The organism is Streptomyces sp. NPDC058000, assembly GCF_042886435.1.
Lineage (GTDB): Bacteria > Actinomycetota > Actinomycetes > Streptomycetales > Streptomycetaceae > Streptomyces.
On the sequence record NZ_JBHVQS010000001.1, the window covers coordinates 398453 to 413683 of the forward strand.

At 68.5% G+C, this 15231-nt stretch carries 9 protein-coding genes; 7 read left to right on the plus strand and 2 right to left on the minus strand.

Annotated features, from left to right (window positions below; translation table 11 throughout):
• Positions 1-121: 121 nt before the first annotated feature.
• The gene (locus ACFVT2_RS01910) at positions 122-2758 is read right to left on the minus strand and encodes a transglycosylase domain-containing protein (RefSeq protein WP_390010900.1); all 2637 of its coding nucleotides are present in this window, start codon (positions 2756-2758) and stop codon (positions 122-124) included.
• A 361-nt stretch (positions 2759-3119) separates the two neighbouring features.
• Between ACFVT2_RS01910 and ACFVT2_RS01915 the strand changes: the two genes are divergently transcribed.
• The 4 genes from ACFVT2_RS01915 (at position 3120) to ACFVT2_RS01930 (ending at position 6997) form a co-directional block, all read left to right on the plus strand.
• Positions 3120-3788: a PadR family transcriptional regulator gene (locus ACFVT2_RS01915; RefSeq protein WP_390010902.1), complete on the plus strand. Its 669-nt coding sequence runs from the start codon at positions 3120-3122 to the stop codon at positions 3786-3788.
• Positions 3789-3847: 59 nt separating this feature from the next.
• A complete protein-coding gene (locus ACFVT2_RS01920) occupies positions 3848-4930 on the plus strand; it encodes an inositol-3-phosphate synthase (RefSeq protein ID WP_390010903.1) in 1083 nt (360 codons plus the stop codon).
• A 78-nt stretch (positions 4931-5008) separates the two neighbouring features.
• On the plus strand, positions 5009-6268 hold the full coding sequence (locus ACFVT2_RS01925; protein WP_390010905.1) for an MFS transporter: 1260 nt from the start codon (positions 5009-5011) through the stop codon (positions 6266-6268).
• A gap of 123 nt (positions 6269-6391) precedes the next feature.
• Positions 6392-6997, plus strand: a complete 606-nt coding sequence (locus ACFVT2_RS01930; RefSeq protein ID WP_390010906.1) for a hypothetical protein — start codon at positions 6392-6394, stop codon at positions 6995-6997.
• A 154-nt stretch (positions 6998-7151) separates the two neighbouring features.
• On the opposite strand, the gene ACFVT2_RS01935 is transcribed toward ACFVT2_RS01930, so the two are convergent.
• Positions 7152-8627 carry a CCA tRNA nucleotidyltransferase gene (locus ACFVT2_RS01935; RefSeq protein ID WP_390010907.1) on the minus strand — a complete coding sequence of 492 codons (1476 nt, stop codon included), beginning with the start codon at positions 8625-8627 and terminating at the stop codon, positions 7152-7154.
• Between the two features lie 250 nt (positions 8628-8877).
• Between ACFVT2_RS01935 and ACFVT2_RS01940 the strand changes: the two genes are divergently transcribed.
• From ACFVT2_RS01940 to ACFVT2_RS01950, 3 genes are all read left to right on the plus strand, one after another.
• Positions 8878-11133, plus strand: a complete 2256-nt coding sequence (locus ACFVT2_RS01940) for a DUF6049 family protein (protein ID WP_390010909.1) — start codon at positions 8878-8880, stop codon at positions 11131-11133.
• A 46-nt stretch (positions 11134-11179) separates the two neighbouring features.
• Positions 11180-13402: a murein biosynthesis integral membrane protein MurJ gene (gene murJ / locus ACFVT2_RS01945; protein ID WP_390010910.1), complete on the plus strand. Its 2223-nt coding sequence runs from the start codon at positions 11180-11182 to the stop codon at positions 13400-13402.
• A gap of 107 nt (positions 13403-13509) precedes the next feature.
• On the plus strand, positions 13510-15231 hold the full coding sequence (locus ACFVT2_RS01950) for a protein kinase family protein (protein WP_390010912.1): 1722 nt from the start codon (positions 13510-13512) through the stop codon (positions 15229-15231).

Genomic DNA, 15231 nt, shown 5'->3' on the forward strand with positions numbered 1-15231 from the left:
GCCGTACGTACCGGGGACGAACGCGACGAAGCCCCCACCCGGTCGCTCCGGGTCGGGGGCTTCGTGGAGCCATGTTTCACGTGAAACAGGCCGACGTTTCACGTGAAACGCTCAGCGGTTCTCAGCCGCCGGTGGGACCGCCGAAGATGCCTCCTCCGCCGTTGCTCCCACCACTGGTCGGGTCGGGCGACGTCGGAGGCGTCCCGCCGGTGTTGCCCCCCGGCCCGCCGGGGCCGCCGTTGCCCCCACCGTTGTTCCCTCCGTGGTTCTTGCAGCGCATGTCCCAGGGGGAGCAGGTCTGGGTCGGGGTCGCGGTCGGGGTCGCCGTCGGGGAGGCCGAGTTGCTGGGCGAATTCGACGGAGTCGGCGGCGCGGAACTCGGCGTGGGCGTCGGCGTGGGGGACGGCATACCGGGCTCGTTGATGACCTGCCCGATCGGCTGGGCCGCCGGGAAAGGCGCCGAGGGGAGACCCTCCATCGCCTGCAGCATGTACTGCGTCCACACCTCGGTCGGCAGCGCACCACCGTGGATCGAGTCGAAACCACCGACACCGTTCATGGACAGCTGGCGGGGGTTCTGCGCGTCCTCACGGAACATGGTGATGGCCGTCGACAGCTGCTTGGTGTAGCCGACGAACCAGGCCGACTTGTTCTCGTCCGTGGTACCGGTCTTGCCCGCGGCCGGCAGCCCCAGCTTCTTGGCCGCCTTGCCCGTGCCGTTCTCGACCACGTTCTCCAGCACGTCGGTGACGTTGTTGGCGATGTTCGGATCGATCGCCGTCTTCGGCTTCGGCTTTTCGAAGCCCTGCAGTTCCTTGCCCTCGGAGGTCACCTTGGTCACCGAGTAGGGCTCCGCCTGCGTGCCGGAGGCGGCGAAGGTGGCATAGGCATCGGCCATGCGGATCGCACTCGGCGTGGACGTGCCCAGCGCGAAGGACGGGTTGAGGTTCCTGTCGAAGCTGGCCGGCGAGATCCCCGCGGCCTGCGCCGTCTCCTTCACCTTGTCCATCCCGACGTCCATGCCGAGCTGGACGAACGGGGTGTTGACCGACTGCTCCATCGCCTTCCGCAAGGAGATGTAGCCCCAGGGGTAGTCGCTCTCGTTCACCTGGTAGAAGGGCGTGTTGTCCTTCTTCAGGACGTATGTACCGTCCGAGTTCCTCACCTTGAGATGGTCGTCGCCGTTGTACTTGCTGTCCGGCGACAGCGGCTGGTTGCTGCCGGCCTTCCCGTACTGCATCGCCGCGGCGAGGACGAACGGCTTCCAGGTCGAGCCGACCGGCACGCCGTAGGTGTCGGCGTTGTTGCTGAAGTGCCCCTTGTCGTAGCCGTCGCCGCCGTACAGCGCCACGATCCTGCCGTCGCCCGGCACGACCGAAGCACCACCGAACTGGACGTACTTGTCCTTTTCCGGCCGCTTCTTCAGGTCGATGTACTGGTCGTTGACCTTCTTCACCGCGGCGGCGAGTTCCTTCGTCTTCTTCTCGTCGAAGGTCGTCTGGATCGTGTAGCCGCCCTTGTCGAAGCGGGCCTCACCGACGTCCGTGTTCTTGAGTACGTACTTCTTGGCGACGTCGATCAGGTAGCCGACCTGCCCGCCCTTGCTCGCCACCGGACGGGGCTTCTGCGGCGTGGGGAAGCCCTTCGCCTTGAACTTGGCCTCCTCCGCCGCCGTCATGTGGTGGTTCTCGACCATGCGGTCGAGGATCCACGCCCAACGCTCCTTGGCGCGTGCGGTGTTCAGCGCCGGGGTGGCGTTCGCACCGATGCCACCCGCCGGGTCGTACAGGTTGGCGCCCTTGAGTGTGGCGGCCAGGAAGGCGCTCTCACTCGGATCCAGCTTGGAGGCGTCCTTGCCGTAATACGCCTGGGCCGCGGCCTGGATCCCGTAGGCACCACGACCGAAGTAGCTGGTGTTCAGGTAGCCCTGGAGGATCTGCTCCTTCGACTGCTTCCAGCCGACCTTGACCGAGATGAACAGTTCCTTGAACTTCCGGTCCAGGGTCTGTTCCTGGCTCAGCATGGCGTTCTTGACGTACTGCTGAGTGATGGTCGAGCCACCCTGGGTGTCGCCGCCCCGGGCCATGTTGACCAAGGCCCGCATGATGCCCATGGGGTCGACGCCGTGGTCGCTCCGGAAGGAGGCGTTCTCCGCGGAAATCACCGCTTCCTGCATGGAAAGCGGGATTTCGCTGATACCGACCACCTGGCGGTTGGTCTCGCCGTCACGGGCCATGACCTTGCCATTGGCCCAGAGGTAGACGTTGTTCTGCGACTTGGAAGCCTTGTTGACATCGGGCACCTGCACCAGCGCGAGACCGACGCCGGCCACGCCGACGACCAGGCCGGCAACCGCGACGCACATGCTGGCCACCTGTTTCCAGGACGGCATCCACCGCCGCCAGCCGGTGTGGTTGGCGCGCGGGTAATCGATGAAACGCTTCTTGGGCGGCTTTCCACCACCCCGACCGCGCCCCCGGCCCCCTTCTCCGCCGCCGCCTCCGCCACGGCGGCCGCCGCCATGCCCGGCGCCACCACCGGACGCCATGGTTGCGGAATCGGATCCCCGCCGGCGGCCGCCTCGTTGGGCGGCCCGGCGGGCCTCGGCACGCCCGCCCGGCCGCGGCTCCGGCGGCTGGGGCGTGGCACCGGCACCCTGCACAGGGGCCGTGCGATGCCCGGAAGGCGGCGCGGCGCGTCTGGCAGCGGCACGCCCGCCACCTTGCGGCTGGGGTGGTTTGCGACGGTGCTCGCTCATGGAACGAATACTCCTCGGGCAGGCGCGCTCTCTCGTCGCCTGAAGGCGGCAGTTGTCTTCAGATCCCCCCGAAGCACGGCCCGTTCCTGACGCGCGGGCCGCACTACACCGAGGTCAGGGACGCCACGTATAGGCCCACGGTTCCCGGCAGTCTGCATGCCGCACAGACTACGCACGGCCAAAACCTGCCCAGTGTTGAAATTCACTCCAAAACAGTCAGGTTGCCTCGCACGAATAAGTGATGTGACGCCGTTCACCGTCCGACTACTTGTTCCGGCCAGGGTGCCGTTCTATCGTCTGGATGTATCGAGTCGATACATCAGCACGAGATAAAGACCCCACAGTGCCTGGGAGGCGGAGGATGAGCAGGCGTTCCGGCATCCTCGAATTCGCCGTCCTCGGCCTGCTCCGGGAATCCCCGATGCACGGTTACGAGTTGCGGAAGCGGCTCAACACCTCGCTCGGGGTCTTCCGAGCGTTCAGCTACGGCACCCTCTACCCCTGCCTCAAGGCGCTGGTCGCGAGCGGCTGGTTGGTGGAGGAAACGGGCGGTGCCCCGGAAGGGGTTCCCGCCACGGCACTGACCGGACGCCGTGCCAAGATCGTCTACCGACTGACCCCGGCGGGCAAAGAGCACTTCGAAGAACTGCTCAGCCACTCCGGACCGGACGCCTGGGAAGACGAGCACTTCGGTGTCCGCTTCGCGTTCTTCGGTCAGACGTCGCGGGATGTGCGGGTGCGCGTGCTGGAAGGCCGCCGCAGCCGGCTGGAGGAGCGTCTGGAGAAGATGCGCACCTCTCTGGCCAGAACCCGCGAGCGGCTGGACGACTACACCCTCGAACTGCAGCGGCACGGCATGGAGTCCGTGGAACGCGAAGTCCGGTGGTTGAACGAGCTCATCGAGAGTGAGCGCGCCGGGCGCGATCAGCGCACACCGGACTCCGCAGCGCAGGACGAGAACAACCAATCAGGAGATACGGACGGCCTGCCCCGGCACCGGGGTGGTTCCCGGCCGGATCCGTCCGAATGACACCACCACATGAGGCCCTGCCCTACAGGCCCTCATCGAGAACACAGGGAGCAACCGGAATGGGTTCGGTTCGCGTAGCCATTGTCGGCGTGGGTAACTGCGCCGCCTCGCTGGTACAGGGCGTTGAGTTTTACAAGGACGCCGACCCGGACAGCCGCGTGCCCGGCCTCATGCACGTGCAGTTCGGCGACTACCACGTCCGTGACGTCGAGTTCGTGGCCGCCTTCGACGTCGACGCCAAGAAGGTCGGTCTGGACCTCTCGGAAGCCATCGACGCCAGCGAGAACAACACCATCAAGATCTGCGAGGTGCCGAACACCGGCGTCCAGGTCCAGCGCGGCCACACCCTCGACGGGCTGGGCAAGTACTACCGCGAGACGATCGAGGAGTCCTCCAAGGCTCCGGTCGACGTCGTCCAGGTCCTCAAGGACCAGCAGGTCGACGTGCTGGTCTGCTACCTCCCCGTCGGCTCCGAGGACGCGGCGAAGTACTACGCGCAGTGCGCCATCGACGCCAAGGTCGCGTTCGTCAACGCCCTCCCGGTCTTCATCGCCGGCACCAAGGAGTGGGCGGACAAGTTCACCGAGGCCGGTGTGCCGATCGTCGGTGACGACATCAAGTCGCAGGTCGGCGCCACCATCACGCACCGCGTGATGGCCAAGCTCTTCGAGGACCGGGGCGTCGTCCTGGACCGCACGATGCAGCTGAACGTCGGCGGCAACATGGACTTCAAGAACATGCTCGAGCGCGAGCGCCTGGAGTCCAAGAAGATCTCCAAGACGCAGGCCGTCACTTCCCAGATCCCCGACCGCGAGCTGGGCGAGAAGAACGTCCACATCGGCCCGTCCGACTACGTGGCCTGGCTGGACGACCGCAAGTGGGCCTACGTCCGCCTCGAAGGCCGCGCCTTCGGCAATGTCCCGCTGAACCTCGAGTACAAGCTTGAGGTCTGGGACTCCCCGAACTCCGCGGGCGTCATCATCGATGCGCTGCGCGCCGCCAAGATCGCCAAGGACCGGGGCGTCGGCGGTCCGATCCTCTCCGCCTCCTCGTACTTCATGAAGTCGCCGCCGGTGCAGTACTTCGACGACGAGGCGCGGGAGAACGTCGAGAAGTTCATCCGTGGCGAGGTCGAGCGCTAAGCGCTCCCCCGCACCCTCCCTTCGCCGGCCTCCGGGTATTCCTCCCGGAGGCCGGCGGGCTGTGTGAGGCTGTGCCTCATGCATGCTGTGCGCGATCTCCGCGTATTACTCCGACTACGCGACTTCCGTTCGCTCCTGGCCGCACGGCTCCTCTCCCAGGCCGCCGACGGGGTGTTCCAGGCCGCGCTAGCCACCTTCGTGATCTTCTCGCCCGAGAAACAGGCCTCACCCGAGGCGATCGCCTCCGCCATGGCGATCCTGCTGCTGCCGTACTCCCTCCTCGGGCCGTTCACCGGTGTCCTGCTGGACCGTTGGCGCCGGCGGCAGGTCCTGCTGTACGGCAATCTGCTGCGCACCCTGCTCGCCATGCTCACCGCGGCCCTGATCGCGGTGCAGGTCCCGGACTGGCTCTTCTACGTCTCCGCGCTGTTCGTGACCGCCGTGAACCGCTTCGTCCTGGCGGGGCTCTCGGCCGCCCTGCCCCGTGTGGTCGACGGCGGACAACAGCTCGTGATGGCCAACTCCCTTGCCCCCACGGCCGGGACGCTCGCCATGACGGTCGGCGGCGGGTTCGCCTTCGCCATCCGGCTGGCCGGCTCGGACGTGGACGCGTTCGTGGTGCTGCTGGCCGCGCTGCTGTACCTCTGCTCCGCCCTCACCGCCCTGCGGATGACGCCACAACTGCTCGGACCCGACCCCTCGGTCCTCCAACCACACCTGAAAGAAGCCTTGTTGAGCACCGTGCGGGGGCTCGTGGAGGGGCTGCGCCATCTCGCCGCACGCCCCACCCCGACTGGTGCGCTCACCGCGATGACGCTGGTCCGCTTCTGCTACGGCGCGCTGACGGTGATGGTGCTGATGCTGTGCCGGTACGCCTGGTCCGGCAGCACGTCGGAGGGTCTGGCCCTGCTCGGGGTGACCGTCGCCGTGTCAGGAGCCGGATTCTTCGCGGCCGCGGTGGTCACCCCCTGGGCGGTCGGGCGGCTCACTCCCTTCCGGTGGATGGCCTGCTGCGCCGCGGCGGGCGCGGTCCTGGCGCCCGCACTCGGGCTGTTCTTCCGCCCGGCACCGATGCTGGCGGCCGCGTTCGTCCTCGGTCTGGGCACTCAGGGCACCAAGATCACCACGGACACGGTGGTCCAGTCCTCGATCGACGATGCCTTCCGCGGCCGCATCTTCGCCATCTACGACGTGCTGTTCAACGTCGCCTTCGTCGGCGCTGCCGCGGTCGCCGCCGTGATGCTGCCGCCTGACGGGCGGTCCGCGGTGCTGATCGTCGTGGTGGCCGCGCTCTACGCCGTGGTCGCCGCGGCCCTGGTCCGCTTCGGACGCCGTTGAGCTTCACGTCCCCGTAGCCGGCGCCCTCGGCTGTGCGGCGCCGCCGCCGGAGCCGATACCTTACGGGCGTTCATTCGCGCGTCCGGACACGTCACTTCCGGACACACCAATATCGGGGGACTCATGACCACGCCGCCGCAGGGGCAAAACCCATACGGCCAGAACCCATACGGGCAGCAGCCGTACGGCCAGGCCCCGTACCCGCAAGCACCTCAGCCACCTCAGGCCCCGTACGGACCGCCCACGGTCGGCCAGCCGCAGGGCGGGCCGCCGCCCCAGGGCGGGTACGCCTACCCCCAGCAGCCGCAGCCCCCGTACGGGCAGCAGCCGCAGCCGGGTTTCCCCCAGGCGCCGCAGTCGCCTTACCTGCAGGGCGGGGCACCCATACCTCCGCAGACCACCCGGCCGTCCCGGTCGCCCAAGGCGGTCCTGAAGGGGGTCCTGGCGGTTGTCGCCGTGATCGTCATCGGCGTGACCTGGGTGAGCTCCTGGAGCGACGCCGACACCGCCGAGGTCGGCAACTGCATGAAGAACGAAGGCAACGAGATCAAACCTGATCTCAAGGTGGTGGACTGCGGTACGGCGGAGGCCAAGTACAAGGTCACGGCCGTCCATGCCAACACCACGGACATGGAGCTCTGCCCCAAGAACACCACGGCCTACGCGGAAAGCCAGCGCAGCCGCCACTCCACCACGCGGTTCGTGCTCTGCCTTGAGCCCCTGAAGTAGAACGGGACCCGCGCAGGAACGCTGTGGGGCGGTGTTTCACGTGAAACGGCCGGTCGCGTGCCGCCATGTTTCACGTGAAACACCGCCCCGTCGCGCTCCGCCCGGTTTCACGTGAAACATCGTCGGTTTCACGGCCACGCGGGCCTCGGCGCCCTCAGCTCTGAGCGGCCCACCACTCCTTGAGCGCGGCCACCGCGGCCTCATGCTCCATCGGGCCGTGCTCCAGCCGCAGCTCCAGCATGTGCTTGTACGCCGTGCCGACCTGCGGGCCGGGACCGATGCCCAGGATCTCCATGATCGCGTTGCCGTCCAGGTCCGGACGGATCGCGTCCAGCTCCTCCTGCTCCTGAAGCAGCCCGATGCGGCCCTCCAGCCCGTCATACGCCCGCGACAGGGCGGTCGCCTTGCGCTTGTTGCGGGTGGTGCAGTCCGAACGGGTCAGCTTGTGCAGACGCCCCAGCTGCGGACCGGCGTCCCGGACGTAGCGGCGGACCGCGGAGTCCGTCCACTCTCCGGTGCCGTAGCCGTGGAAGCGCAGATGCAGCTCCACCAGCCGCGCAACGTCCTTGATCATGTCATTGGAGTACTTCAAGGCGGTCATGCGCTTCTTGGTCATCTTCGCCCCGACCACTTCGTGGTGGTGGAAGGAGACCCGGCCGTCCTGCTCGAAGCGCCGCGTCTTGGGCTTGCCGATGTCGTGCAGCAGCGCCGCCAGTCGCAGCACCAGGTCAGGCCCGTCGTCCTCAAGGTCGATGGCCTGTTCCAGCACCGTCAGCGTGTGCTCGTAGACGTCCTTGTGGCGGTGGTGTTCATCGCTCTCCAGCCGCAGCGCGGGCAGTTCCGGGATCACCCGGTCGGCGAGCCCGGAATCGACCAGCAGCCGCAGCCCCTTGCGCGGGTTCGGGGCCAGGATGAGCTTGTTCAGCTCGTCACGGACCCGCTCCGCGGAGACGATCTCGATGCGCTCCGCCATCGCCGTCATCGCCTCGATGACCTCGGGCGCCACCTCGAAGTCCAGCTGGGCGGCGAAGCGGGCCGCCCGCATCATCCGCAGCGGATCGTCGGAGAACGACTCCTGCGGCGTCCCCGGCGTCCGCAGTACACGGGCCGCCAGGTGTTCCAGACCGTTGTGCGGGTCGACGAACTCCTTCTGCGGGAGCAGAACCGCCATCGCGTTCACGGTGAAGTCCCGGCGGATCAGATCGTCCTCGATCGAGTCGCCGTACGACACCTCGGGCTTGCGCGAGGTGCGGTCGTACGCCTCGGAACGGTAGGTGGTGACCTCGATGTCGAACGAGCTCTTCTTGCAGCCGACGGTGCCGAAGGCGATGCCGACCTCCCAGACCGCGTCCGCCCACGGCCGGACGATCTTCAGTACGTCCTCCGGCCGGGCGTCGGTGGTGAAGTCCAGATCGTTCCCGAGCCGGCCTAGCAGCGCGTCCCGGACCGACCCGCCGACCAGGGCAAGCGTGAAACCGGCCTCCTGGAAGCGACGGGCCAGGTCGTCCGCGACGGGGGACACCCGCAGCAGCTCGCTCACGGCGCGGCGCTGTACGTGGTTCAGCGCGTCCGTCGGCTGCGGGGTCCGCTCGGGCTGCGGGGTGGGGAAGTCATTGTTGGCGTTCGGCACAACAGAAAAGGGTACGTGGCCGCGCAGCACCTGGCGTCACGTTAATAAAGGGGGACAAGCGCACACGGACCTCCGGGCGTAGTGATCATGTGGAGCAGTCCCCGGCACTACGGCACGCCGGGCCTCGTTACCATTCGTGGACGCACATTCCGACGACCACTGACGACGACGAGGGACGGGCGAGCGCGTGGCCGATGCGGCAGGGTTCCAGGCGACTGAACGGCCGCGTGGCCGGTGGCTGCGAAGGACCGTGACGCTGCTCACCGGAGTGCCCCTGCTCGTGGCAACGTTGCAGGTCCCGCACGCCCCCACCGCCCGGGCGGACTCGACGGGCCCCCACCCGGTCAGCGTCACGATCAACGCGATGTCCCCGGCCGCTCCCGGCAAGGACGACACCGTCACCGTCTCCGGCACGCTGACCAACGACAGCAAGAGCCCGATCACCGACGCCCACGTCGGACTGCACCGCGGCGCCGCGCTCAACGACCGCAGCTCCATCGAGGCTGTGACCAAGCGCACCGGCTATCTGTCGGGCGCCGACGGCCAGGAGATCGGCGACCACACCGAGAAGGTCGACAAGCTGGACCCTGGCACCAGCCGGACCTTCACCGTCAGCGTCCCGGTCAAGGACCTCGGCCTCAGCGACGACGGCGTCTACCCGCTCGGGGTCACCCTGTCCGGCCACACCACGAGCTCCTCGTACGACCAGGTCCTCGGCATCGACCGGACCTTCCTGCCCTGGCAGGACGCCGCCCCGGCGAAGAAGACCCAGCTCACCTACCTGTGGCCGCTGGTCTCCACCACCCATCTGACGGCCGAGACCGGTGCCGACGCCCAGCAGACGCCGGTGTTCCGCAACGACGACCTCGCGGCGGAGATCGCCCCCGGCGGCCGGCTCCAGAAGATGGTCGAGCTCGGCAAGAACCTCCCCGTGACCTTCGTCATCGATCCGGACCTGCTCGCGTCCGTCGAAGCGATGACCAAGACGTACCGCGTGCACGGCCCGGACGGCCCGTTGGGCAAGAACCAGACCGTCGCCATGCAGTGGCTCAACGATCTCGGGAACGCCGTGAAGGGGCACGAGGTCGTCGCCCTGCCGTTCGGCGACCCGGACCTGGCCGCGCTCGCGCACCACGGCAAGAGCGTGCCGAGTTCCCTCGGCCACCTCGGCCCGGCCACCGAACTCGCCTCCAAGACGGTGGACACCATCCTCGGTGTGAAGCCACGCACCGACTTCACCTGGCCGGTGAACGGCGCCATCGACTCCTCGATCGTCGACGTCGCCACCTCGGCCGGCGCCCACAACGTCATCACGCGTAGCGACAGCCTGCGGGACAACGGCCTGTCGTACACCCCGACCGCTGCCCGGCCCATCGGCGGCGGCAACACCGCCATCGTCACCGACATCCAGCTCTCCCGGGCCTTCGAAGGCGATATGTCGAAGTCCGGGAACGCCAGCCTCGCCATCCAGGAATTCCTCGCCGAGGCCCAGATGATCGGCCTGGAGAACCCGGAGCAGCAGCGCAGCATCGTCGTCGCGCCGCAGCGCATGCCCTCGGCGCCCCAGGCCCAGGCAATGGCCGGCGCGCTGCGGAACCTGGAGCAGGCCAACTGGACCCAGCCGACGAAGCTCGGTGACGCGGCCAAGGCCAAGCCCGATCCGAACGCCAATCGCCAGATCCCCGGCCGCTCCGCGTACCCGTCGTTCCTGCGCCAGCAGGAGCTCCCCGCCGAAGCCTTCCGGCAGATCGAGGAAACCCAGACCTCACTGGACGACTTCCAGGTGGTGCTGGCCCAGCCGGAACGCGTGGTCACCCCGTTCGGCAACGCCATAATGCGCGAGATGTCCACGTCGTGGCGGGGCGACGACAAGGGTGCCGCCGCGTTCCGCACCTCGGTCCGCAACTACCTCGACGGTCTGACCAAGAAGGTCCGCCTGATCCCCAAGTCGGAGGCGACGCTCTCCGGGCGCAGCGCCACGATTCCGGTGACGGTCCAGAACAACCTCCTACAGGGCGTCCAGGGTCTGACCCTGCGACTGACCTCGTCGCAGCCCAACCGCCTGGACGTGGGGAAGTCCCAGCAGATCAAGGTGGACGGCGGGCACAGCCAGTCGTTCAAATTCGAGACCACGGCGAACGCCAACGGTCTCGCCTGGGTGACCGCACAGCTCTACACCACGGACGGCAAGCCATACGGTGAGCCCATGACGTTCCGGGTGAACGTCACCGAGATCACCCTCACTGTGATGCTCGTCATCGCGGGCGGGGTGCTGCTGCTGGTGCTCGCCGGTCTCCGGATCTACCTCCAGCGCAAGCGGAGGGCGGCCGAGGACACCGAGGACGAGGAAAACGGCGAGGACAACGGCGGTTCCTCCACCGAGGACAAGGACGGCGACGACGACGGCACGGGCAGTGACGGCCCCGAGCAGCCGAGTGAGCCCACACCGGACACCGGTTCGGAAAAGTCCGGGCCGTCCGGCTCAGGTGAGAAAGTGGACCGTTGATAGGCGACCGGGCCGGATGGCCGGCGACAGATGAGGTGGGGCAGCGATGAATGCGCCGTACGACGGTGGCCGCGGCCGGGGCGCCCATGGCGATCCCTCGGGGGCGGTCCCTCCGACGCCGCCGTTGCCCGGGGACCAGGACCAGCACGTCCAGGACGCCTACCGCAACGACCTGTACCCGTCACCAGCCCCCACCGGTCAGGCTCCGACCACCGAGCCTCGCTACGACCAGGCCGCGCCCCCGCCACCCCCGGGACAACCCGCGCACCCCCTCTACCAGCAGCCCCCCGGCCCGCACACCCCCGCCCCGCAGCAGTGGCCCACGCCCGCACCCGCCGGACCGCAGAGCCCGACCCACGATCTTTCGTACGGCGATCCCGAATCGACGGTGCAGTTCGCCGGCGGCGACGCGCTGATGGCCCAGGGTGCCGACGAGCGCCCCGAACGGGATGCGTTCGCCCACCTCTTCCGGGACCAGCAGCAGCCCTACCAGCCGCCGCACCCCGCACCGGCCCCCGTGGCCCCGCAGGCACCGGTGGCGGCCCCCGGCCCGGAGCCGGTGGCACAGCAGCTCACCGAGGAGCCCGAGCCCGAGCCGGAGCTCGCCCCGGTGGCGGCGGCCGGCAAGCAGTCCGGGGGCCGCGCCTCAGGACTGCTGAAGTCCAGCGCCGTGATGGCCGCCGGCACGATGGTGTCCCGGCTCACCGGCTTCGTCCGCTCGGCGCTGATCGTCGCGGCGCTCGGCGGCGCGGTGCTCGGTGACTCCTGGCAGGTCGCCTACCAGCTGCCGACGATGATCTTCATCCTGACCATCGGCGGCGGTCTGAACTCCGTCTTCGTCCCTCAGCTCGTCCGCGCGATGAAGGAGGACGACGACGGCGGCGAGGCCTACGCCAACCGGCTGCTCACCCTGGTCGTCGTCGTCCTGGGCGTCCTGACGGTACTGGCGGTGTTCGCCGCCCCGGTCTTGGTGAAACTGGTCTCGTTCGACATCTCCCGCGATCCCGCGGCCAACGAGGTCGCGGTCGCCTTCACCCGCTACTGCGTGCCCACGATCTTCTTCATGGGCCTGCACGTCGTCATGGGCCAGATCCTCAACGCCCGCGGCCGCTTCGGCGCGATGATGTGGACCCCGGTCCTCAACAACATCGTCATGATCGCCACCTTCGGCCTGTTCATCTGGGTCTACGGCACGGCGAAGACCTCCCACATCGGCGTCACCACGATCCCCGACCAGGGCATCCGGCTGCTCGGCATCGGCACCCTCCTGGGCCTGGTGGTCCAGGCGCTGGCGATGATCCCGTATCTGCGTGACGCCGACTTCAAGCTGCGGCTCCGGTTCGACTGGCGCGGCCACGGCCTGGGCAAGGCCGCCAAGCTCGCCAAATGGACGGTGCTGTTCGTCCTCGCCAACCAGGCGGGTGTCCTGGTCGTCACCCAGCTCTCCACCTGGGCCGGAAACACCGCGGACCGGCAGGGCCACCCAGGCACCGGCTTCATCTCCTACGCCAGCGCCCAGCTGATCTGGAACATGCCGCAGGCGATCATCACCGTCTCCGTCATGGCCGCACTGCTGCCCCGGCTCGCGCGCTCCGCCCACGACGGCGACACCGGAGCGGTCCGGGACGACATCTCCCAGGGCCTGCGCACCTCGGCCGTGGCCATCGTCCCGATCTCGTTCGGGTTCCTCTCCCTCGGCATTCCGCTGTGCACGCTGGTCTACGGCTCGTCCGGCGCCGGTATCCCGATGGGCTACATGCTGATGGCCTTCGGCGTGGGCCTGATCCCGTTCTCGGTGCAGTACGTCGTCCTGCGCGCCTTCTACGCGTACGAGGACACCCGGACGCCCTTCTACAACACGGTGATCGTCGCCGGCGTCAACGCCGCGGCCTCCGCCCTCTGCTTCCTGCTCCTGCCCGCCCGCTGGGCCGTGGTGGGCATGGCGGCGTCCTACGGCCTCGCCTACGTCATCGGCGTCGGCGTCGCCTGGCGCCGCCTGAGCAAGCGGATGGACGGCGACCTGGACACCTCACACGTGGTGCGGACCTACGCCCGGCTCGCCGGCGCCAGCATCCCCGCCACGATCATTTCCGGCGCCCTGGTGTACGTCCTGATGCAGGCACTCGGCACCGGGCTCGTCGGATCGCTCGCCGCGCTCGTCGGCGGCGCCGCCGCACTTCTGGCCGTCTTCTACCTCGCCGCCCGAAAAATGCGGATCGAGGAGCTGAACGCCCTGGTCGGCATGGTCAGATCCAAGCTGGGACGCTGACCGGGCACAACCATCGACTGCCACCGTGTGTCGTGCATAGTGGCGGACTGTGGGCACAATTGTCTTGGCTCATTGAGCCTGCAACGGATGGGGAGGCAGGAACGACGGTGGCGGAACGGAGCACGGCTGCCGTCGACGTGGCCGACACGAGCGGCGAGGAGCCGCTGACCGCCAAGGCGGGTCAGGCCACGGACGACGGTGCGGAGGCCGAGAAGGTATCCAGCAAGGAAAAGGACACCGCACGCACTGAAGAAGAGCGTGCCGAGGCGACCGATTCCAAGCCGCCGGAACTCCACAGCGGCCACAAACTCGCCAGACGTTATCGACTTGAGGAGTGCGTCACCCGTCTGGACGGATTCAGCAGCTGGCGCGCCGTCGATGAAAAGCTGCGGCGGGCCGTCGGCGTGCACATCCTCCCCTCGGACCACCCCAGGGCCCGTCCGGTGCTCTCGGCCGCCCGAGCCTCCGCGCTCCTCGGCGACCCCCGGTTCGTCCAGGTCCTCGACGCCGTCGAGGACAACGACCTGGTCTACGTCGTCCACGAGTGGCTGCCGGACGCCACCGAGCTGGCCACGGTCCTCGCCAACGGTCCGCTCGAACCCCACGACGCCTACCAGCTGGTCAGCCAGGTCTCCCAGGCCATGGCCGCCGCCCACCGCGAGGGCTTGTCCCATCTGCGGCTCACCCCCGGCTCGGTGCTGCGCACGGAATCCGGGCAGTACCGCATCCGCGGCCTCGCCGTCATGGCGGCGCTGCGCGGCATCACCTGCGAGCACCCGCAGCGCACGGACACCGAGGCGATCGGCGCACTGCTGTACGCCGCCCTCACCCAGCGCTGGCCGTACGAGAACGACGCCTACGGCCTCGCCGGCCTGCCCAAGGGCGTCGGCCTGATCGCGCCGGACCAGGTGCGCGCGGGCGTGCACCGGGGGCTGTCCGAGCTCGCCATGCGGGCACTGGTCAACGACGGGGCCACCGCGTCCCGCCAGGAGCCGCCGTGCACCACGCCGGAGGAACTGGCCAAGGCGGTCGCCGCGATGCCGCGCATCCGTCCTCCGGAGACCGCGTTCTCGACCCCGCCGCCGTACCAGCGCACGGGTTTCCAGCAGGGCTCCTACGGCCAGCCTGGGGCCCGCAACGGCCAGTCGGTGCAGGCGACGCAGCCCGTCGTCACACCGCCGCCCCCGCTCCAGAGCCGCACCGGCAAGGCGCTGAAGTGGTCGGTTTCCGCACTGCTGATCGCGGCGCTGGGCCTGGGCAGCTGGCAGCTGGCGGACACCCTGCTCAAGCGGGAGGGCGACCAGGACACCCAGGGGAACTCGCAGACCACCGGCGGGGGCGCCAAGAGGCCCGACGGCAAGACGATCAAGATCGTGGACGGCGCGGAGTACTACCCGGACGGCCAACCGCAGCACCCCGACGAGGCGCGGAACACCTACGACGGGGACCCCGCGACGTACTGGCGCAGCAAGAGCTATCACGAGGGCCCCGATCTCAATCCGGCCTTCAAGAAGGGTGTCGGGCTGGTCTACGACCTCGGCTCGAAGCAGCAGATAAGCACCGCTTCCATCGGGCTGCACTACACCGGTGACCACACGACGGTGACGCTCTACGCCGCCGATTCCCTCTCACCGTCCGAGCCGCTGAGCTCCATGCAGGAACTCGGTACGGCCAAGACCTCGGGAAGCACCGCCAAGGTCACGCTCAAAACACCGGCGAAGGCGCGCTACGTCGTCGTGTGGATCACCGCGATGCCCTATTCACCGCAGGACACCTACAGCGGCCCCGGCTACAAGCAGGGCGTAACCGAGGTTTCCTTCACCAGCTGA

Bases quoted from the DNA above. Each gene is read 5' to 3' on its own strand.
- ACFVT2_RS01910 (WP_390010900.1), bottom strand. From the start codon at position 2,758: ATGAGCGAGCACCGTCGCAAACCACCCCAGCCGCAAGGTGGCGGGCGT.
- ACFVT2_RS01915 (WP_390010902.1), top strand. From the start codon at position 3,120: ATGAGCAGGCGTTCCGGCATCCTCGAATTCGCCGTCCTCGGCCTGCTC.
- ACFVT2_RS01920 (WP_390010903.1), top strand. From the start codon at position 3,848: ATGGGTTCGGTTCGCGTAGCCATTGTCGGCGTGGGTAACTGCGCCGCC.
- ACFVT2_RS01925 (WP_390010905.1), top strand. From the start codon at position 5,009: ATGCATGCTGTGCGCGATCTCCGCGTATTACTCCGACTACGCGACTTC.
- ACFVT2_RS01930 (WP_390010906.1), top strand. From the start codon at position 6,392: ATGACCACGCCGCCGCAGGGGCAAAACCCATACGGCCAGAACCCATAC.
- murJ (WP_390010910.1), top strand. From the start codon at position 11,180: ATGAATGCGCCGTACGACGGTGGCCGCGGCCGGGGCGCCCATGGCGAT.